The sequence below is a fragment of the Novosphingobium subterraneum genome (genome assembly GCF_000807925.1).
Lineage (GTDB): Bacteria > Pseudomonadota > Alphaproteobacteria > Sphingomonadales > Sphingomonadaceae > Novosphingobium > Novosphingobium subterraneum.
Genome location: NZ_JRVC01000011.1, coordinates 67,585 through 86,485, shown reverse-complemented (window position 1 = coordinate 86,485; position 18,901 = coordinate 67,585). Strand labels below are relative to the sequence as shown.

The 18,901-nt window shown below is 62.8% G+C and carries 16 protein-coding genes and 1 tRNA gene; 7 read left to right on the top strand and 10 right to left on the bottom strand.

The window, feature by feature from the left end:
- Positions 1-6 precede the first annotated feature (6 nt).
- Both NJ75_RS12220 and NJ75_RS23355 read left to right on the top strand, forming a co-directional pair.
- Complete coding sequence (locus NJ75_RS12220) at positions 7-933, top strand: Vgb family protein (protein ID WP_039334893.1); 927 nt, start codon at positions 7-9, stop codon at positions 931-933.
- 191 nt (positions 934-1,124) lie between these two features.
- Positions 1,125-2,543, top strand: coding sequence for a sensor histidine kinase (locus NJ75_RS23355; protein WP_052242420.1), 1,419 nt, complete (start codon positions 1,125-1,127; stop codon positions 2,541-2,543).
- Between the two features lie 2 nt (positions 2,544-2,545).
- Here NJ75_RS23355 and NJ75_RS12210 read toward each other — a convergent pair whose 3' ends face one another.
- The 4 genes from NJ75_RS12210 to NJ75_RS12195 form a co-directional block, all read right to left on the bottom strand.
- Entirely contained in the window at positions 2,546-3,058 is a 513-nt protein-coding gene (locus tag NJ75_RS12210; RefSeq protein WP_039334890.1) for a hypothetical protein, read from the bottom strand.
- 125 nt (positions 3,059-3,183) lie between these two features.
- The gene (locus tag NJ75_RS12205; protein ID WP_052242418.1) at positions 3,184-4,839 is read right to left on the bottom strand and encodes an FAD-dependent oxidoreductase; all 1,656 of its coding nucleotides are present in this window, start codon (positions 4,837-4,839) and stop codon (positions 3,184-3,186) included.
- 39 nt (positions 4,840-4,878) lie between these two features.
- On the bottom strand, positions 4,879-6,228 hold the full coding sequence (locus tag NJ75_RS12200) for an aromatic ring-hydroxylating oxygenase subunit alpha (protein ID WP_039334887.1): 1,350 nt from the start codon (positions 6,226-6,228) through the stop codon (positions 4,879-4,881).
- Positions 6,229-6,240: 12 nt separating this feature from the next.
- Positions 6,241-7,287 carry a nuclear transport factor 2 family protein gene (locus NJ75_RS12195; RefSeq protein ID WP_082013365.1) on the bottom strand — a complete coding sequence of 349 codons (1,047 nt, stop codon included), beginning with the start codon at positions 7,285-7,287 and terminating at the stop codon, positions 6,241-6,243.
- Positions 7,288-7,560: 273 nt separating this feature from the next.
- On the opposite strand from NJ75_RS12195, the gene NJ75_RS12190 reads away from it, so the two are divergent.
- Positions 7,561-7,944, top strand: a complete 384-nt coding sequence (locus tag NJ75_RS12190; protein WP_039334884.1) for a DUF6678 family protein — start codon at positions 7,561-7,563, stop codon at positions 7,942-7,944.
- A 274-nt stretch (positions 7,945-8,218) separates the two neighbouring features.
- Here NJ75_RS12190 and putA read toward each other — a convergent pair whose 3' ends face one another.
- The gene (gene putA / locus NJ75_RS12185; protein ID WP_039334992.1) at positions 8,219-11,812 is read right to left on the bottom strand and encodes a trifunctional transcriptional regulator/proline dehydrogenase/L-glutamate gamma-semialdehyde dehydrogenase; all 3,594 of its coding nucleotides are present in this window, start codon (positions 11,810-11,812) and stop codon (positions 8,219-8,221) included.
- 90 nt (positions 11,813-11,902) lie between these two features.
- Here putA and NJ75_RS12180 point away from each other — a divergent pair, with 90 nt between their 5' ends.
- Positions 11,903-12,367, top strand: a complete 465-nt coding sequence (locus tag NJ75_RS12180) for an Lrp/AsnC family transcriptional regulator (RefSeq protein WP_039334880.1) — start codon at positions 11,903-11,905, stop codon at positions 12,365-12,367.
- A gap of 42 nt (positions 12,368-12,409) precedes the next feature.
- On the opposite strand, the gene NJ75_RS12175 is transcribed toward NJ75_RS12180, so the two are convergent.
- Positions 12,410-13,699, bottom strand: a complete 1,290-nt coding sequence (locus tag NJ75_RS12175; protein WP_039334878.1) for a cystathionine gamma-synthase family protein — start codon at positions 13,697-13,699, stop codon at positions 12,410-12,412.
- 125 nt (positions 13,700-13,824) lie between these two features.
- Between NJ75_RS12175 and NJ75_RS12170 the strand changes: the two genes are divergently transcribed.
- Positions 13,825-14,274, top strand: coding sequence for a tRNA (cytidine(34)-2'-O)-methyltransferase (locus NJ75_RS12170; protein ID WP_039334991.1), 450 nt, complete (start codon positions 13,825-13,827; stop codon positions 14,272-14,274).
- Here NJ75_RS12170 and NJ75_RS12165 read toward each other — a convergent pair.
- Together NJ75_RS12165 and NJ75_RS12160 are read right to left on the bottom strand one after the other, a co-directional pair.
- Positions 14,271-14,591 (bottom strand): DUF1905 domain-containing protein, encoded by a 321-nt coding sequence (locus NJ75_RS12165; protein WP_039334875.1) that lies wholly within the window; start codon positions 14,589-14,591, stop codon positions 14,271-14,273. The two genes, NJ75_RS12170 and NJ75_RS12165, sit on opposite strands and share 4 nt — an antisense overlap.
- The gene (locus NJ75_RS12160) at positions 14,588-15,583 is read right to left on the bottom strand and encodes a peptidylprolyl isomerase (RefSeq protein WP_039334872.1); all 996 of its coding nucleotides are present in this window, start codon (positions 15,581-15,583) and stop codon (positions 14,588-14,590) included. Before NJ75_RS12160 ends, NJ75_RS12165 begins: the two co-directional genes overlap by 4 nt.
- 75 nt (positions 15,584-15,658) lie before the next feature.
- On the opposite strand from NJ75_RS12160, the gene NJ75_RS12155 reads away from it, so the two are divergent.
- A tRNA-Ser gene (locus NJ75_RS12155) sits at positions 15,659-15,749 on the top strand.
- A gap of 183 nt (positions 15,750-15,932) precedes the next feature.
- Complete coding sequence (locus NJ75_RS12150) at positions 15,933-17,234, top strand: phage integrase central domain-containing protein (protein WP_039334869.1); 1,302 nt, start codon at positions 15,933-15,935, stop codon at positions 17,232-17,234.
- A 67-nt stretch (positions 17,235-17,301) separates the two neighbouring features.
- On the opposite strand, the gene NJ75_RS12145 is transcribed toward NJ75_RS12150, so the two are convergent.
- Together NJ75_RS12145 and NJ75_RS24745 are read right to left on the bottom strand one after the other, a co-directional pair.
- The gene (locus NJ75_RS12145) at positions 17,302-18,225 is read right to left on the bottom strand and encodes a Kiwa anti-phage protein KwaB-like domain-containing protein (RefSeq protein WP_039334866.1); all 924 of its coding nucleotides are present in this window, start codon (positions 18,223-18,225) and stop codon (positions 17,302-17,304) included.
- Position 18,226: 1 nt separating this feature from the next.
- Entirely contained in the window at positions 18,227-18,604 is a 378-nt protein-coding gene (locus NJ75_RS24745; protein ID WP_156484053.1) for a hypothetical protein, read from the bottom strand.
- Positions 18,605-18,901 lie beyond the last annotated feature (297 nt).

The following is an 18,901-nucleotide window of genomic DNA, read 5'->3' as shown; positions in this document are numbered from 1 at the left end:
GCACACATGATCCGCAACCTGCTTCTCGCCGCCGCCGCCCTGTCCCCCACCCTTGCTCATGCGCAGGTCGAACAGGCGCAGACCGTTCCCGGTTTCGCCGATTTCCTCGCCGTCGATGGCGACGCTGTGTGGGCGACCAATCGCGGCAAGGTCGAAAAGTGGTCACGCACCGGCAAACTTGCGGAAGTTGCCGTCGCCCGCCCCTGCGGTGCGCTGACCGTGGCGTTCGGTTCACTGTGGGTCGCCAACTGCGGCGATGGCTCGCTGGTGCGGATCGATCTCGAAACCGCGAAGATCACCGCCACGATCCCCACCGGAATTGCCAACCAGAAGCAGGGCGAGCTGATCGTCGCCAATGGTGCCGGCTCGATCTGGCTGGCGAGCAAGCCCGAAGGCGCGGTCGCTCGTGTCGATCCTGAGACCAACACCGTCGTCGCCTCCATCCCGGTCGATCCCGATACCTGGTACGTGACCTTCGGTTATGACGCCGTCTGGGCGGTCAGCGCCACGAAGCAGACGCTGCAGAAGATCGATCCCGCCACCAACACCGTCGTCGCCCGCGCTGCGCTCGGCACGATGCCGGGCTTCCTCGCTGCGGGCGAAGGTGGCGTGTGGGTGCAGGAACAGGGTGATGGCACGCTCGTTCGCGCCGATCCGGCCACGGGCCAGGTCGTCGGACGGGTCAAGGTCGGGGCCAACCTCAAATGGGGTGATATCGACACCGGCGGCGGCAAGGTCTGGCTGCGCACCACCGACGATCAGGTCTGGGCGGCAATCGATCCGGTGACCATGACCGTCGCCCAGCGTGGTGGAAAGCCAGCGGGCAGCGGCGCACTGCGTTATACGCCCAAGGGCATCTGGACCTCGGCGCACGATGTGCACACGCTGTCTTGGTGGCCTGCAAACGGATTGGCGACCGCGGCCAAGCCATGACCTGTCGCAGCTCATCGCAGGTTCGCTAACCTATGTTGTGACATGCGCGCCAGCCGCGTTTCACTTTGCCATAATTGACGCTTTTTCAAGGGTTCAGCATCGCGCAGGGATTGCCACGCAGGCAAACTCGGGCAAGATGAGCATACGCAGTCATCCGGCTGCGCGTGCACCTGCCGAAAGGGTGATGGGGGATGCAATCGGGTCGCCAGCAAGGCGAAGCGCACCTGTTTGGTCGATGGCCGTTCTCACTGTGCCATGTTTTTCTCGGCCGCCCCGTTCCTGGCGTACTGTCCGCCATCGGCCTGATCGCATTCGCTCTCGTGGTTCGGCTCGCCATGGGCACGCCGCCACCTGCGCCGCTTCTGCCCTTCTATCCGTCAATTGTCATCGCGACTTTTCTCGGAGGCCGCTTACCAGGCTATATCGCGGCGACTCTGGCATGGATATGCGCTGGCTATCTGTTCCTGAATTCCGGGACGGGCCTTGGCATGCAGCCGGGCGCGCCGGTGGCCATGCTGGTCTATATTCCCAGCACCATAATCGTGCTCGAAGTCGTCCACTCGCTCTGCACCAGCGCGATGAACCTCATCGCCGCAAAAGAGGCGCTTGAACGCGAAGGCCGCGATCAGGCCGAACAGAAAGCCCATCTTCTTGGCGTGATCGACGAGTTGCAGGCAATCTATGACGAGGCTCCTGTCGGCCTTGGCCTGCTCGATGGCGATCTCAAATTCGCGCGCATCAACGCGGCACTTGCGGATATGAACGGGTTTTCAGCCGAGGATCATCTAGGGCAAAGCGTGTGGGATCTTCTCCCCGACTTGCGCTCCTCGGCGGAACCGCTCTTGCGCAAGGTCCTGGAAAGCGGCGAAGTGCTGCGCGGGGTGGAGATCACCGGCGAGACACCGGCAAAGCCAGGCGTGAAGCGCACTTGGTCGGAAGTGTTCTACCCCGTTCACGGCCCAGACGGATTTCGGCGGGGCGTAGGTATTTTCTGCGTCGAGATCACCGACCTCAAGCAAGCGCGCGAACGTGAGGATCTGCTCACGCGTGAAGTCGATCACCGCGCCAAGAACCTGCTCGCCGTGGTCCAGTCGATCGTCCAGATGATGAAAGCGCAGGGCACAGTCAGCGAATTCAAGGATGCCCTGATCGGTCGCATTTCCGCCATCAGCCGCGCCCACAGTCACCTGTCGGAAAACCGCTGGAACGGGGTGCCATTGCAGGCGCTCATCTCAGACGAACTGACGCCTTACGGAATCGAGTTTGCACTTGGGGACGAAACCTCCAACCTCATTCTGACGTCTGCCACGGCCCAGGCGCTGGGCATGGTTCTTCACGAATTGGCGACGAACTCGGCGAAGTATGGCGCGCTCTCGACCGAGGGCAGCGTCGAGGTTACCTGCAGCAGTTCGTCCGAGGACGACGCGGCGCTGGTGCTGAGATGGGCAGAAGCGGGCGGCCCCGCCGTTGCAGAGCCTTCCGCAAAAGGCTTTGGTACAAGGCTGATAGAACGGTCGGTCACCCACGGCATCGGGGGGAAACTGGATTACCAGTTCCGCCCCGAAGGTGTATTCTGCGCGATCAGCATTCCGCGTACGGCGCTGCGTTAAGGTCAGATCATCCGTGGCGTGGTCGCGTTGTGGCCGCCATTGCGGTGCAGGATTTCCGTTACTTGATTACTGTCGGCGAAGTCGTCCTCGACCGTCACAAGAACGGCTCCATCCTTCATCCGGTCGTTGTAGTAGGTCGCGTCGGCCTCATCGATGCCGTGCTTGGTCAGCACCTCGTTCAACGAACCGCCAATCGCGCCAAGCGCCGCGCCGATGCCGATAGCCTCGGGCACCGCCGAAGCCGCGATCGCGCCAGCCGCAGCCAAGGGTCCCACGCCGGGTATTGCCAAGGCTGCAACGCCCAACCCTGCGCCCAATGCGCCGCCGCCGATTATGCCGCGCAACACATTGCGGTGATGTTCGTCCGTCACCTCGCCATCGCCAGAGCGTGTCGTGGTCGTGCCTCCGTGGTGCGCGATGACTGACATCTGGCTGTCGCGCACGCCAAGGCCGCGGAGATCTCCGACGGCGCGTTCCGCTTGTGCGTGGTTGTCGAAAATGGCGGATGCGGGCATTGCTGTCTCTCCTCAGGGTTTGAGCCGAGAGAAGCTTCTGTTCATCCACCAGTTCCGCCCCGAAGGACCAAGCGGTCACCCTGTGCGATGGCCATGCTGGCAAGCACGCCGCAAGCCAACATGGATCAATGGTTGGAGATGTGCGAACCGAGATGCTTGCCCGCCAGATAGCCGAAGGTCAGCCCCGGCCCCAGCGTACCGCCGGCACCGCCGTAGACCTCGCCCAGCACGGCCGCCATGGCATTGCCCGCCGCGTATAGTCCGGGAATGGGATTGCCGCTCCAGTCCAACACTTGCGCATCGGCGTTGGTCTTCGGGCCGCCTGCCGTACCCAAGGCTCCCGCCTCCATCTTCACCGCATAGAACGGTCCCTGATCGATCACCCCGAGCGTGCGGTAGGGAGGGTCGAACGCCATGTCGCCCCACATGTAGAAGTTGTCATAGGTGGTATTGCCGCGGTTGAAATCGTCGTCATGACCGTTGCGAACCATCTGATTGAAGCGCGCAACTTCGGCCTCCAGCCCTGCCGGATCGATGCCGGCCTTCTCCGCCAGTTCGGCCAGCGTTGCCGCCTCGATGGCGTAGCTCGGTGTCGGGCTTCCCGGCTGCGAATTGAACAGCGGGTACTTGTCGCGGTAACGCTGGTCGATGATCAGCCAGTAAGGCAGGTTGGCATACTCATGCGTGCCGCCCTCGAAGGCATGGAGCGACTTGCCCAGCGCGTTGTAATTCGCCGCCTCGTTGACAAAGCGCTTGCCCTTGCGGTTGACGAGGATCGCCCCGGGGCGTGCGCGCTCATCGGATCCCAGCATGTAATTCGGCTTGGCATTGCGGTGCTGTGGCTTGAATTCCAGCGCGCTTTGCATCCAGAAGGCGTTCTGCATGTTGCCTAGCTGCGCCCCGGCTTCGATTGCCATGAGCAGCCCATCGCCTTCGTTTTCGGGCACGCTCACCGGGCCGGTCAGCGGTCCGCGAATGAAGGCCTTCACCAGCGTCTCGTTCCATTCGAACCCGCCAGTGGCGATGACCACGCCGCGCCGCGCCCGCACGCGAAAGTCCTTGCCGTTCGCGTCCTCGGCCACGACGCCGATTACCCGCTCACCATCCTTGACCAGCTTGCGCGCGCGCTTCTCGAATTCCACCGGAATGCCCCGTTCGATCACGCCAAGGAACAGTGAACCGACCAACGCCTGCCCCAGCCCGCGATAGTCACCCGCCTCGCGCTCGGCCAGGGTAGCCTCGTCCAGCGTGCCGCGCGTCGCCTCGATCAGGCTGCCGCGCAAGGGGTAGGCCATCTTGCTGGGGTTCACCCGTGCTGCCCACTTGCCCAGCCGGGCAAAGCTGAATGCCTCGTTGTCGAGCGAGCGCCCGCCGTCGGGCTTCGCGCCCGGGGAATAGGGCTGATAGTCCGGGAAGTCTGAAAAGGAACACATCCGCACTGGCGTATTCTCTTCCAGATAGCGCAACATCTCGGGCCCGCCCTGCATGAATGCCCATAGGGTTTCGGGGTCAAGCGCCCCCGGCGCAAGACCGTCAAGGTAGGCAACGACGTCCTCGTCCGACTCTTCGATCCCTGCGGCGAGCTGGTGATGATTGCCCGGAATCCACAGCATACCACCGGACATCGCAGTGGTGCCACCGACCATTCCGGAGCGCTCGAGGATCACCACCTCCTTCGCGCCGTGGTCATGCGCCGCAATCGCCGCCGTCAGTGCTGAACCGCCCGAACCGAGCACGACAACATCCGCCTCGCGATCCCACGTCATCTCATCACCACTCATCGGGTCTCTCTCCGGGAAATTCTTCTTTGCTTGATGGTGTCAGCGACCTTGCCGCCCTTCGATCCAGTCGTTCAGCACTTCGTGGAAGAACCGGATGCGCGTCTCCTGATCGGAAAGATAGGCGTCGGTGTACCCACGCGAGTGCATCCCCGCCTGCATTGCCTCGGCCAGTTCCATGTCCTGATAGACGATCTGCCCGGCAAGTTCCGGAACCCCGCGTCCGCCATCGAACACACGGTGCTCGCACTCGGCCACCTCGCGCAAGGGCTTCATGCCGGCCATGATCGACTGCACCTCGGTCTGCCCCTCGACCGGGAAAGCCATGCACCACAGGTCGAAGTAGCACTTCTCCGGATCGGTCGCGTGCGGTTCGCTGCGGAACAGGATCAGGTTGTCGGGCAGGAAGCTGATCGTCACGTTCGGGAACATCACCGTATGCGGGCTGTCGGTGATCTCCTCGTCATCCATGTGCTCGTAGTGGAGATAGCCCTTCTCGCGCCACAGCTTCTGCTTGGCCGCCTTGAGGTCGAGCCAGCCCTGCAGCGCGAAGTCCTCGTAACTTGCGTAGGACGCAGGATCGATGTCCCACTTGGCCAGCTCCGCCTCGAACATGGCATTGCCGCCGCCCTCAGGCCGGTCAGTCAGCGACGGGCGCATCGGCTGAACCGTGCGGCCATGGCCCTTGGGCCACATCTCGTGCCGCGCCGAATCCACGTCCTGATCGATCCACGGCGGCACCTGCGGGTGCGCGGTACGGGTGTGATAGCTTTCCGAGAAGTTGTCGGTAACGAACTTCCAGTTGGCGTTGATCTCGATCCGGTACCACGCCACCCGCACGGCCTTGTCCATCGGGTAATTGCGATAGAGCTCGGGCATCGGCTCGAGGAAGTCCATCAGCGACGGGCTGTCGTCCGCCATCGAATACCACACGAAGCCGCCCCAGATGTCGCAGCGCAGTTCCTTCAGCTTCAGCTTTCCGCAGGGGTTGCCCGCCTTAAAATCGACATCGGCGTCCTGCGCGTGCCTGAGCACTCCGTCGATGCCCCACTTCCAGCCGTGGTAGGGGCAGTGGAACGCCTCGACCGAGCTTGAATCATGGACCATCCGCATCCCGCGATGGCCGCAGGAATTGTAGAAGGCCCGGACCGTGCCATCTTCTTGGCGAACCGCGATCACCGATTCCTTCATGAAGTTGTGGACGAGGAAATCCCCGGCTTCGGGAATGTCGGCGGTGCGCCCGGCAATGTGCCAGATGCGCGTCCACATGTGGTCCCATTCCTTCTGCGCGAACTCGGCGGAGAAGTACCGGTCACCGGTTATCGGATCGCCGCGCAGGTGCGAAGGATCGCGCCCGTCCATCGGCAGGGGAACGTGTCCGCGAATGCTCATGCGTGCCCTCCTTCAAGCCGCCCAGTGGGCGTAGACCGGGTCCTGCCGCCCGAAGCAGCCCCGGTTGGTCAGCGCCTCGTAGAAGCCGTCGCGCTGCATCGTCGATTCGTGCGAATGGCTCCAGTCGGCCACGAAAGTCCGGCTCTGGATCAGCCAGCGCCCGTCGCGGCGGACATAGCGGTCGATATAGCGCCCGCCGGTCAGCACCTCGGTCCCGGCCTGGACCATTTGCGCGATGACGTAATGCTCGCCCACCGCCTCGTCGCCGCGCACGTCGACCCATTCGTTCGCCACCGAATGGAAGCACATCTCGAGATTGGCGGACACGAACGCGGTGATCTCGCGGGCGAAATCCATGCCCGATCCGTTGACAACGCCCGAAATTACGGTCGAATCCTCGGTGAAGATCGAGGCGAGCAGTTCGGCATCGGCCCGGTCCACCCCCCGCGCATAGGCCATGCACAGATCGTGGATCTCGGCGCGGGCGAGCGCTGCCTCCAGCGCGGCTTCCTTGTTCGGTGACGTGGACATCGTAGTATTCCTTGCACTTGCGGCGTGAAAGGCGAGCAGCGCCCGGCCCGGATCGGCGGCGCCTTTGCCGCCTGCGGGGACGAAATGTTCAAAGCCTGTCGGCGGATCGGCGCGCACGGCGCTGTTCGGGCGGTTCACGTTGCCGTCGAGCACATAGGTCCGATGGCTAAGCCGCCATTCCCCGTCGCGACACTCGTGCCGGTCAAGATAGCGCCCCAGCACGAACCGCTGCAGCTCCGCTTCCTCGACATAGGCGATCACATAGGATTCCGAATTCGCCCGCTCACCCTCGACCCTGATCCAGCAGTTCGAAGTGCGATGCAGCGTCGGCAGCGCCCCCTTCTGCGCGCCCGCCAGAATCTCCACCAGCGTCGCCGCAGGCCCGGCATAGAACCCGTAATCTACCGTCGCATCGGCATGATAGGCCGAACCCAGCAGGTTCGCATCCGCCCGGTCGACGCCCCGGCTATGATTGGCCAGCGCATTGAGAATGCCATGGCGCGCGATCAGATCGTCGGCAGTCAACACCCGGCGCAATTCCCCGCTCTCCCGGCCCTGAAAAAACAAGACCTTGCATTGCGGCCACCTGTAAATCCGGCAACCTTGCCGGTTTCATCGCAGACAGGCGCGCGCGATGCCTACTGTCCCTTTTGGCAGGATGGGATGAAGCGAGCTCGGATCCTCCGCTAAATCCTCCCCATTTGTGCTCCGCAAAAACAGGGAGGATCAGCGGCGGCTTCCGGGCAATCTGATCCATAAAGCAGTCAGTCAGGACACGACGCCATTGCGGACATTCGGGACATGACGCAGAACATAGTCATGACTGTTCACACGCGCGAGGATTTGGAAAGGATCAGCCGGTTTACACGGCGGCGGTATAGTCACGCACTCATGTCGGACACCAAATGGCGTAAGTTGTTCGACGCCGTGAATCGATCGGGTTGGCATCCCAGTCGGGTCGTAATTAAGTTCGTCGACACCGATGAGCCGGAGGATCAACTGTGGACATGGCCCGGCGAGCACAGCTTCTGGGGTCCGCGACAATGGGTCGACTCTACTGAATTTGGTGGGCCAATCGAGCTTCGATCGATCGAGTGGTTGATCATCCCAGCAACCGTTGTGCCGCCATTCACGGCACATGCTGCCGCTGCGCCTATGCTGCCACAGGACTTCACGGCCATCTAAAGCGCTTTGTCGAAGGTGGGCCAGTTTCCGATCGAGGAAACGCCGGAAGGGCTGAAGATCATCGGATATCGTTAGAGCGGGTGTCGGTTAGGTGGCGGGCACGTATAGCTCGCTAGCTATTCCGCGACAGCTTTCCACCCCGAACCAGCCATTCAGCCCGCAACGGTGAGTACCCAAAACCCGTCGTCCCGGACCTGATCCGGGACTTGGCTTTTCTTGCTTCGCACGCCCGCTCAAATCGCAAGCGCGCCTCCCGCGTTACCAAAGGCCACCCTCACCCGATCATCATCAGACTCGCATTCCCCCCCGCCGCTGTCGTGTTGATCGAGGTCGAGACTTCCTCCAGCAGCCAGTCGCAGTTCCACGCCAGCGGCGCTCCCGGATCGGCCGCATGGACGGTCACGATCGGCCCTTCCATCCCGGCAACCTGCGCCAGCACCGCTCGCACCCGCTCCGTCCCGCCTTCGACCAGCGCGACCGAATAACCCTCGCCCCCGGCAGCAAACCGCCGCGCCACGCTTTCCGGCAGCCCGTCCGGCAGGGCCATCCCCTGCACCACGCCGCGATTGCCGGTGGCGAGCACCGCCGCCATCTGCTCGAGGAGGCCCTCGCGTGTCTCAGGGACAAGCAGCACGGATCCGCGCGGATGCAGCGCATAGAGATTGCGCTCACCCACCGGCCCCGCCAGCTCCAGCTCCGCCCCCAGCGCCGAGGCTTGGGCATAGCGTCGCGCCTTGCGCGCAAGGTCAGCTTCGCACTGCGCGTCGAGCCAGTCGGCAAGGTCCTGCGCTGCGCCCGGCACGCGCCCCCCGCGCCCGGCAAACACTGGCGCGCGGCTGACCAACCGCCCGAGATAGAGCGGCCCGCCCGCCTTCGGTCCCGTTCCCGAAAGCCCGCGCCCGCCGAACGGCTGCACGCCGACAATCGCGCCGATCACGTTGCGGTTGATGTAGATATTGCCGACGCGAATGCGCGCGGTGACGTTCGCGACCGTCTCGTCCAGCCGCGTGTGCAGGCCGAAGGTCAGGCCATAGCCGGTGGCGTTGATCTCATCGATCAGCCGGTTCAGCCCTTCGCGCCGGAAGCGCAATACGTGCAGCACCGGCCCGAACACCTCGCGGCCAAGGTCTGCCATGGAGCCGATCTCGATGATCGTCGGCGCTACGAACGTCCCTTGCGCGCACTCGTCCGGCAGCGCCAGCTGGCTCACCGCAAGTCCCTTTGCCCGCATCATCTCAATGTGTCGCTCGATATGGCCCTTCGCCTCAGCGGTGATGACCGGCCCGATATCGACATCGAGCGCATCGGTCCGCCCGATCCGCAATTCCTGCAACGCCCCCTTCAGCATGGCGAGCGTCCGGTCGGCCACCTCTTCCTGAAGACAGAGCACCCGCAGCGCCGAGCAGCGCTGGCCGGCGCTGTCGAAGGCCGAAGCGATGACATCGGCCACAACCTGTTCGGCGAGCGCCGAACTGTCGACCACCATCGCGTTCTGTCCGCCCGTCTCGGCGATCAGCGGGATCGGCCTGCCATCCGCCGAGAGCCTGCCCGCCAATTGCCGCTGGATCAGCCGGGCCACTTCGGTCGATCCGGTGAACATCACCCCAGCCGTCTGCTCTGCGCCCACCAGCGCCGCCCCGATCGCACCATCTCCGCAGACCAGCTGCAGCGCATCCTCCGGCACGCCCGCCTCGTGCAGCAGGCGCACGGCTTCGGCAGCGATAAGCGGCGTCTCCTCGGCGGGCTTGGCCAGTACCGCATTGCCCGCCACCAGTGCCGCCGCGACTTGGCCGGCGAAGATGGCCAGCGGGAAGTTCCACGGGCTGATGCACACCACCGGCCCCAGCGGCACTTGCGCCGCGCCGAACGTGGCCCTCGCCTGCGCGGCATAATAGCGCAGGAAATCGATCGCCTCGCGCACTTCGGCAATCGCGTTGGGCAACGACTTGCCCGCCTCACGCATGATCAGGCCGAGCATCACCGGCATCCGCGCCTGCATCGCACTCGCCGCCCGCTCCAGCTTCGCCGCCCGGCTCGCCACCGGTTCCTGCCACCATCGCGAAGCCGCCGCCCGCGCCACGGCGGCGACCGCCTGGTCGGGCGAGACTTCGGCTACATGCCCCACAACGTCGCGGTGATCCGCAGGGTTGAGCACTGCCCGCCCTTCTCCCTCACCCGCGCGCCAGTCCACCGCCGCGCTCGCTTGCAGATCCCGCGCCAACTTCTCCAGCACTGCTTCGGAGGCCAGATCCAACCCCGCCGAATTGCGCCGGTCGGGATAGATGGCCGTGGGCAGTTCAATCCCGTCATGGCGCGCCCCGGGGTGCGGCATCGCCTGCACCACCTCAACCGGGTCGGCGACAAGCTCGGCCACCGGCACTGCCGGGTCGCCGATGCGGTTGACGAAGCTGCTGTTTGCCCCATTCTCCAGCAGGCGCCGCACCAGATAAGCCAGAAGCGTCTCGTGCGTCCCCACCGGCGCATAGATGCGGCACGGCCGATTCAGCTTGTCCGCACCTACGACCTGCGCGTACAGCGGCTCGCCCATGCCGTGCAGGCACTGAAACTCATAGTCTTCCGGCCGATAGCCCGGCCCAGCCAGATGGTAGATCGTCGCCAGGGTCTGCGCGTTGTGCGTGGCGAACTGCGGGAACACCGCATCGGGCGCCGCCAGCAATTTGCGCGCGCACGCCACATAGGCAACATCGGTGTGGACCTTGCGGGTATAGACCGGGAAGTCCTCCAGCCCTTCCACTTGCGCCCGCTTGATCTCGGCGTCCCAGTAGGCGCCCTTGACCAGCCGCACCATCATCCGGCGTGCCGACCGCCGCGCCAGATCGACGATCCAGTCGATCACCGCCGGGCAGCGCTTGCCATAGGCCTGGATCACGAAGCCCAGGCCATTCCAGCCCGCCAGCTCCGGATCGGTCGCCAGGCTCTCCAGCAAGTCAAGCGACAGCTCCAGCCGGTCGGCCTCCTCGGCATCGATGTTCAGCCCGATGTCATAGCCCATGCACAGCTTCGCCAGCGTTTTCACCCGCGGCAGCAGCTCTTCCATCACCCTTCCCGCCTGCGCCCGCGAATAGCGCGGATGCAGCGCCGAAAGCTTGATCGAGATCCCCGGCCCCTCGATAATGCCGCGCCCGGCCGAAGCCGCGCCTATCACGTGGATCGCCTTCTCGTAATCGGCATAATAGCGTGCCGCATCCGCCGCCGTCGTCGCCGCCTCGCCCAGCATGTCATAGCTGTAGCGGAAGCCCTTCGCTTCCAGTTCACGCGCGCGGCCCACCGCCTGCTCGATGGTCTCGCCGGTCACGAACTGCTCACCCATCATGCGCATGGCCAGGTCCACGCCGCGCCGGATCACCGGCTCACCGGCCCGCGCCACCAGCCGTGTCAGCGCCGCTCCAAGGCCGCGATCGTCGACGCTGCTTACCAGCTTGCCCGTCACTGCCAGGCCCCAAGATGCCGCATTGACGAAGAGCGAGCGCCCGCCGCCAAGATGCGCGCTCCAGTCGCCATCGGCAATCTTGTCACGGATCAGCGCGTCGCGCGTCGCCGTATCCGGAATGCGCAGCAGCGCCTCGGCCAGGCACATCAGCGCCACGCCCTCTTCGCTCGACAGCGAGTATTCCTGCACCAGCCCTTCAACGCCCGTGCCGCGATGCTCGCTGCGCAGCGCCGTTACGAGATCGCCTGCCGTCGCACGAATGGCCGCGCGCATGTCCTCGGGCAACGTCGCCGCGCGCAACGGCGGCGCGAGAGCCTCGGCCTCATCGATCCGCGCGGCGGCGGTGATCGCGCGGCGCAGTGGCGTTGCAGGACGGACAGGCGGAGCGAACGAGGCGAAGGGCGTGGTCATGGGCATTGACATAGCACAAGGCTGAACGGCAATCTGACCGAACGCGCTTCAGTCTCAAGCCTGATTACCTTTTCTTGAGCCATCCAAAGGACGATAATGCCCAAATTCGGCCTTACCGCAGTCGATCTGGACGATCACGACCGCAAGATCCTCAAGGTCCTGCAGGCCGATGGTCGCATCCCCGTCACCGCGCTCGCCGAAAAGGTCGGCCTGTCCAAGACGCCCTGCCAGGTCCGCCTCAAGCGCTTGGTCGAAGGCGGCGTGATCCGCGGCTTCACCGCGCAGGTCGACTACGCCCGCCTCGGCATGGACCACGTCGCCTTCGCCGAAGTGAAACTCTCCGACACCCGCGACAAGGCCCTCGCCGAATTCAACGCCGGCGTCCTGCGCATCCCGGAGATCGAGGAATGCCACATGATCGCCAGCAGCTTCGACTACCTCCTGAAAGTCCGCACCCCCGACATCCGCCGTTATCGGACCGTGCTGGGCGAAAAGATCTCGAGCCTGCCGCACGTGGCAAGCACCTCGACCTTCGTGGCGATGGAGACGGTGAAGGAGTAGCCCGGCGCAAGGCGGATCAATAAGGACGGAGCGCTTTATCACTCATTGTTCCGCAGCGGCCAAGGCCTGCGACAAGTCGGCAACGATATCGTCGCGGTTCTCGATCCCGATCGACAACCGGACCGTTGCATCGCGCACGCCGAACTTGTCGCGCAACTCCACCGGCACGCCGGAATGGGTTGTCGTCGCTGGGTGGCTTGCCAGCGATTCTGTACCGCCGAGGCTGACCGCCAGCTTGAAGATCTGCAGTGCGTTGAGGAAGCGGAACGCCGCCGGCTGCCCGCCACGAATGTCGAAGGAGAAGGTCGATCCCGCCCCGCCGCATTGCCGCGCGAACACCTCCGCCTCCATCGAACCTGCGTCGGCGAACATGGGTGTGGCCACGCTTTCCACCGCCGGATGATCCTTTAGGAATTCTGCTGCCGCGACGGCATTGGCATTGGCCCGCTCCATCCGAAGCCCTAGCGTCTCGAGCGAGCGCCCGAGCATCCAGCAACTGTGAGCGTCGAGCTGCGTTCCGATTGCGCTGCGCAGCAATCGGACGTCGCGCATCAGCTTGGCGGAGCCCAGGGCCGCACCCGCGACAAGGTCCGAATGCCCACCGACGTACTTGGTCAGCGAATAGACCGAAATGTCCGCACCATGCTGCAGCGGCTGCTGGTAGACTGGGCCAAGCAACGTGTTGTCGCAAACCAGCAGCGGCCGCTTCTCCTGACGCTGCCCGATCGCTTCGCAAACCCGCGCCACCATCGCGATATCGACTAGCGCATTGGTCGGATTGGCCGGGCTCTCGATCATCACCAGCGGAACTGGGCCGCGCGCCAAGGCGCGCTCCGCTGCTGCCCAGACCGCGCTCTCGCTGAGACCATCAGAAAAGGCTTCGGCCCCGATGCCGAGGTTGGCAAACGTCTTCGCCAGCAGGGTCTCGGTCCCGCCATAGAGCGGCTGGGAATGCAGGATCACTTCGCATGGCCGTACGAAGGCAAGCAACGTCGTGGTGATCGCAGCCATGCCGGATGAGAAAACCACCCCGGCATCGGCCCCTTCGTAGACCGCCAGCCGGTCCTCCACGATTTCACTGTTGGGATGGTTGAAGCGCGAATAGACTAGGCCGCGGCCCTGCCCCGGCGGCGGCTCCTTGCGCCCCGCAACGTAGTCGAAGAAGTCGCGTCCTTCCTCGGCCGTGGGGAACACGAAGGTGGAAGTCAGGAACACCGGCGGCTTGACCGCGCCTTCGGACAGGAACGGGTCGTATCCGTAGTTCAGCATCAGCGTTTCGGGATGCAGTTCGTGATTGCCGATAGCGGTCTTGCTCTCACGCGGTGCGTTCATGGCGTCCTCCTCCTGCCTTGTCGATCTTGTGCGTACAACGCCTGAGGCAACGCCCGGTTGCATCCTGGCGACAAGGCCTTCGCATGGGTCTTGCCTTTGCCACGCACCACCGCCAATCAGCCGCCATGCGCATTGCCCTGTTCGAACCCGAAATCGCTGGAAACGTCGGCGCCGTCATGCGGACCGGCGCCTGCCTCGGCGTGGAGATCCACCTGATCGAGCCGCTGGGCTTTCAGTGGGAGGACAAGCGTGTACGCCGCGCCGCAATGGACTATATCGACCACGTGCGCGTGATCCGGCACCCCAGCTTCGCGTTCTTCCGCGAGGCGGCTGGACCCGGCCGTCTAGTACTCTTCACAACCAAGAGCAGCGCCTCGATCTACGACTTCACCTTCGCGCCCAGCGATATCCTGCTGTTCGGCAAGGAAAGCGCTGGCGTCCCTGCAGAGATTTCGGACATCGCCGACGCCCGGGTGCGCATCCCGATGCGGCCAGAGGTCCGCTCGATGAACCTCGCGACCTCCGCCTCGATCGCCGTAGCAGAGGCCCTGCGACAGACAGGCGGCCTTCCCTAGAAGATGAGCGAAAGGGTAAAGGGCTCGCCCTCGACCAATCCCTCAGCCTTGCGCACCGCTGACTTGATCGGCACCATCCATCCTAGCGCCTTCGAGGGAAATGCCGAGGTTCGCCACTCGGTCTGGCCAGCCTTTGCCACGACCTTGACCGACCCCCACCCCGAACGCCGCCCGCTTTCCAGCCTGTGCATCACTGCGGTCCCCGAAAGCGCCTCACCCACCGGGCCGTCGATGGTGGCAAAGAACCAGTCGCCGCCATTTGCGCCGCCCACCCAGCGCCACAACGTCGTAGCCAGGCTGTAGACTTCGTCGTTCATTTGCGGCGACGCACCGGCACCTTGAGATTGCAGATGTCCACCCCGCCGGCTGGCTGCACGTAGAACGGCTCGCGATGGTTGGCGCTCGCCTCGGCATAGCTGCGGAACGATGCGCTTTCGGTTGACAGGAACTCGTAAACCGGCAGGTCCGCCACCTCGCTCGCCGGACGGACCGAGACAATCGGGGTGCGCTCTGCCGGATCGGCATAGACGCCCATCGGCGCAGGCCCGCGCGGCAGCGAGGACATGAACTGCATTCCCTCGATCACCCGCCCGACCACCGCCAGGTTGCGATCCAGCTGGCGCGGCGCATGCCCGATGGCGACATATAGCTCGGCCCCGGTCCCGGTATCGGGCGGCATGTCGCGCGCAACGCCAATGCTGCCATAGCAGTGCACCGGCCACGCGCTCGGTCCCGCTTGCGATGCCGCCACCGGCCAGCCGCGATAGAAGAAGGTCTCGTCGGCGTAAGGATCGGAATCCTTGACCTTCGACCCCTTCCGCGCCAGCGCATGCCACGCCGCATGCGTGCCCTCGATCGTCGCCAGCCACGTATCCAGTTCTTCGTGGGTGGCGCTGCGCTCAGGCCCTTCAGGCCGCACGACATAGCGCTCCTGCGGCACCTGCTCGATACCTGCGGGCAGAAGCTTGGCCTTGGCCTTGTCTTCGCCATCGGCATCGCCCCATTGCGACACCCAGTTGTCCTGCACACGGTAGACGGTCAGCCCGTCCCACCAGTGCGCCGCCGCAAGCTTGCGCACGTTACCTACCCAGCCTTGCGAGAAAGGCTCTGGCATCAGCTGGATCACCACGCGTCGGGGTCTGCCGTTGGAAGCGGGTGCGAGGTCCATCACCAGCAGGTCATCGGGCGAAATCGCTTGCCAGTCCGGGGCCGGAGAAGCCGCAACGACCTCCCCCGGCGACAGCGCGGCGGCAGGCTTGGCAGACACAGGCGAAGCCGCAACGGCGGCCAATGCAAGAAGAAGCGACATATCTTCATCATTGCAGGAAGCCACGCCTTGCGAAAGCGATCTTGTGCGGCTAGTGGGCGCCTTCCAGAGCAATGCGGAGCGGTGGCCGAGTGGTCGAAGGCGCTCGCCTGGAAAGTGAGTATACGTCAAAAGCGTATCGAGGGTTCGAATCCCTCCCGCTCCGCCAGATACTGCATTTCAGCAGACTATCACGAACCAACATGAACGCTTAAAAAGCCGAGATTTTCGGACTTTTCCAAGCGCGATGCGTTCGCGGCGGTTCGTCGCGGATCGTCTCGAGCCAGTGCTTAAACTATGGCTGAAACTCGGCCTAGCAGCCCCTGCCTTAAGCTGCTAATCAGCGAGAATCATGTCCTCGCACGCGCGTAACAAGCTTTCGGCTAGGCAAGTGGCCACGCTCAAGGAGACCAAGGTCTACGCTGACGGTGGCGGCCTCTATCTCCGCGTCCGCAAAACTGGCCGATCGTGGCTATTCATCGGCACCCTGCCCGAGCGCTTCCAGGCTGCAGAGATTGAGAAGAAGCTGGCGGAGTGGAAGAAAAAGCTCGAGGAATGGGAACGCAAGAAAAAGGAGGATGATGAGACCGATCCACCCGAAGAGCCGCGCAAAAACAACATGGTTCGTTTCGAACTGGGGTTGGGCAATGCGCTCGATGTACCATTGGCCAAGGCCAGAGAACGCGCGGCCGAGATTCGGGCTATGCTGGTCGATGGCCTCGATCCCCGCGTTGAGCGCACCAAGACCAAAGTCGTGGAGAGGCCGGTAGTCACCTTCGGCGCTTTCGCGATGGAGTTGGTCGACGACATCGAAGAAGGCTTTAAGAACCCCAAGCATCGCCAACAGTGGCGCAATACCCTTACGACCTACGCCAAGCCCCTGTTCGAAGTGCCGATTAATCAGGTGACCACCGAACAAATACTCGGGGTTCTCCAACCCATCTGGCTGAGCAAGGCCGAGACGGCCTCTCGCCTCCGTGGCCGTATCGAGCGAGTTCTCGATGCGGCAAAGGTCAAGGGGCTGCGCGATGGCGAAAACCCTGCACGTGGGCGGGGTCATCTTGATCTTCTGCTGCCCAAGCGCAGCAAGGCCTCGGTCCGGCACCACCCCGCCTTGCCCTTCGCGGAGGTCGCGACCTTCATGACGGCACTGCGAGCACGTCCTGCTGTTGCAGCTCGCGCGCTGGAGTTCACCATTCTGACGGCTGCACGATCTGGCGAAGCGCGCGGCATGACTTGGGGTGAGGTCAACCTTGTGGAAAAGCTGTGGACCGTTCCGGCAGAACGCATGAAGGCACAGGTTCAACACGAGGTTCCGCTTAGCGATGCCGCCGTCGCCGTTCTTGAGGCGATGCACGAAGACGGCCTCAAGCCGACGGATTTCGTGTTTCCAGCTCCGCGCGGCGGCTCACTTTCCGACATGGCACTGTCACAGCTTCTCAAGCGCATGGAGTACTCGCACATCACTGTGCACGGGTTCCGTTCAACCTTCCGCGATTGGGCAGGCGAAAAGACTCAGTTCGGACGGGAAGAGGTGGAAATGGCTCTAGCCCACACCGTGGCATCGTCCGTAGAGCGGGCATACCGGCGCGGTCGTGCGTTGGAAAAGAGGCGAGAGTTGATGGCTGCTTGGGCAGCGTTCTGCGGCAAGTGACGACCAGCCCTGATCGGTCGGATCAGTTGGCGTCAGCGTCGGTGCCAGCCGGGAACTGCCGATACCATTAATTGACCTGTGTAGCATCTGGTACGTTGTAAACATTCTCCGAGAACGCCGATGACAACCTATGGTCAAGAAGGGCGGTAATAATGTCCGAGCAGGTTTCGTCAGTAGGCTGGATTCGCCCATTTGCGTCAAACACGAGATTGAGCTGGTATTCCGCATGGTGTTGTCGGAGTCGAGCCATAAAGGCCTGATCCTGATAGTGCCCCTTCTGACGAATAGCGCAAATCCGCCGAAGCTGTATTTTGTTAGTCCCAACAAACGCCACAAGGGGTGCGAGGTCTGTGAAAAGGCCCGCGAACAGGGGCTCGGCTTGTAATTCGGCAAAGTCGTTCTCATGCGCTTGGCGATAGCTCACGATCGACTCAAACTTATTCTTCTCCTTGATCAGGATTTGGTCATCCACGATGAAGAAATCTACGTATTTGGAAAGGGAGAATTGCGGAGCATCGTCAAGTTCCAGACCTTCGTCGCGGAACAAAACATCAATGTAGTTTCCGCGTCTGCTCGACCGCCATGAAGCATCTGTCTTGCGCACAGCGTGCAGGACGTCACCACCGCTCGTTAGCTTGATGACGTAAAAGTCTGTATTTTGTATCTGCCGCAGGTTTCTGACCTTCCGCTGTTGCAGAGCATCGGCGGAGGCGGCGACAATCCGGTCGGCATGCGTCTCAAGCGTTCCTATATTGAGGACGCTAGCCTCATTGTTCTGGGCCAGAAGGTTGTAGGGGTTGACCTCCTCAATAGCGTCGCGCGCCTCAGCTATTGCCTCTTTAAGCGCTGCCTCCAGCTCGTCCGTAGTCGCGATCCAATGACCGGTAAAGACGGGGGCGACGCCACCAGCACCGCCCGACTTCTTAAACAGCCAGACGGTGACACCTGCATTGGGAATGTCGAAATCTGCGAATTTTTGGGGTAGCGGCATTTCAGGCTGGAACCTCCGGCTTCATGATCTGGATTTCCTGCAGTGGATATTGCTTGTGACTGCCTGGATTCAGGTGACCTTTGGAGAGTGCGCTCGTCTTGAAGACGTTGGGGCTTCCTGCGAAGCGATAACTGATTGTGTAAAGCCTCCACCCGAGCGCGATCAGGACAGGGTTAAGGATTACCTGTCCGGCCCGGTACGTGATCCAGAACATCCAAACGAGAAACACGAGAAACCCAATGAACTTTCCTGTCTCTTGATAATCAATGCTCATAAACGAGACAACGTAGGGCAGGGTGTAATTCATCAGATCCGTCGGAACGTACTCGGCTTCTATGACCTCCACATCAATTGATGGGCGAATAGCTCGTAATGCCACGAGGGTGACGCCTAAACAGAGGAGAGTGAGCGAAAATAACCCGATCGAGAATATTGGACTTTTTATTGGGATTACACATGCATTCTCATTTATCGGCCAGCAAAACTGATTTCTAACAGCCGAAAAATCAAAATTCTGCGCGAGGAGAATCAGGCTCAGCGGCAGATAGGATCCAATGAATACGATGAGGGCCGTAATAAGTCGGAATTGCACTACACATCCCTCGCGTTATATCCAGCATGGATATCAACTCATGCTTCTCTGTTCAAACCCCAAATGACGGTTACAAGTTTATGG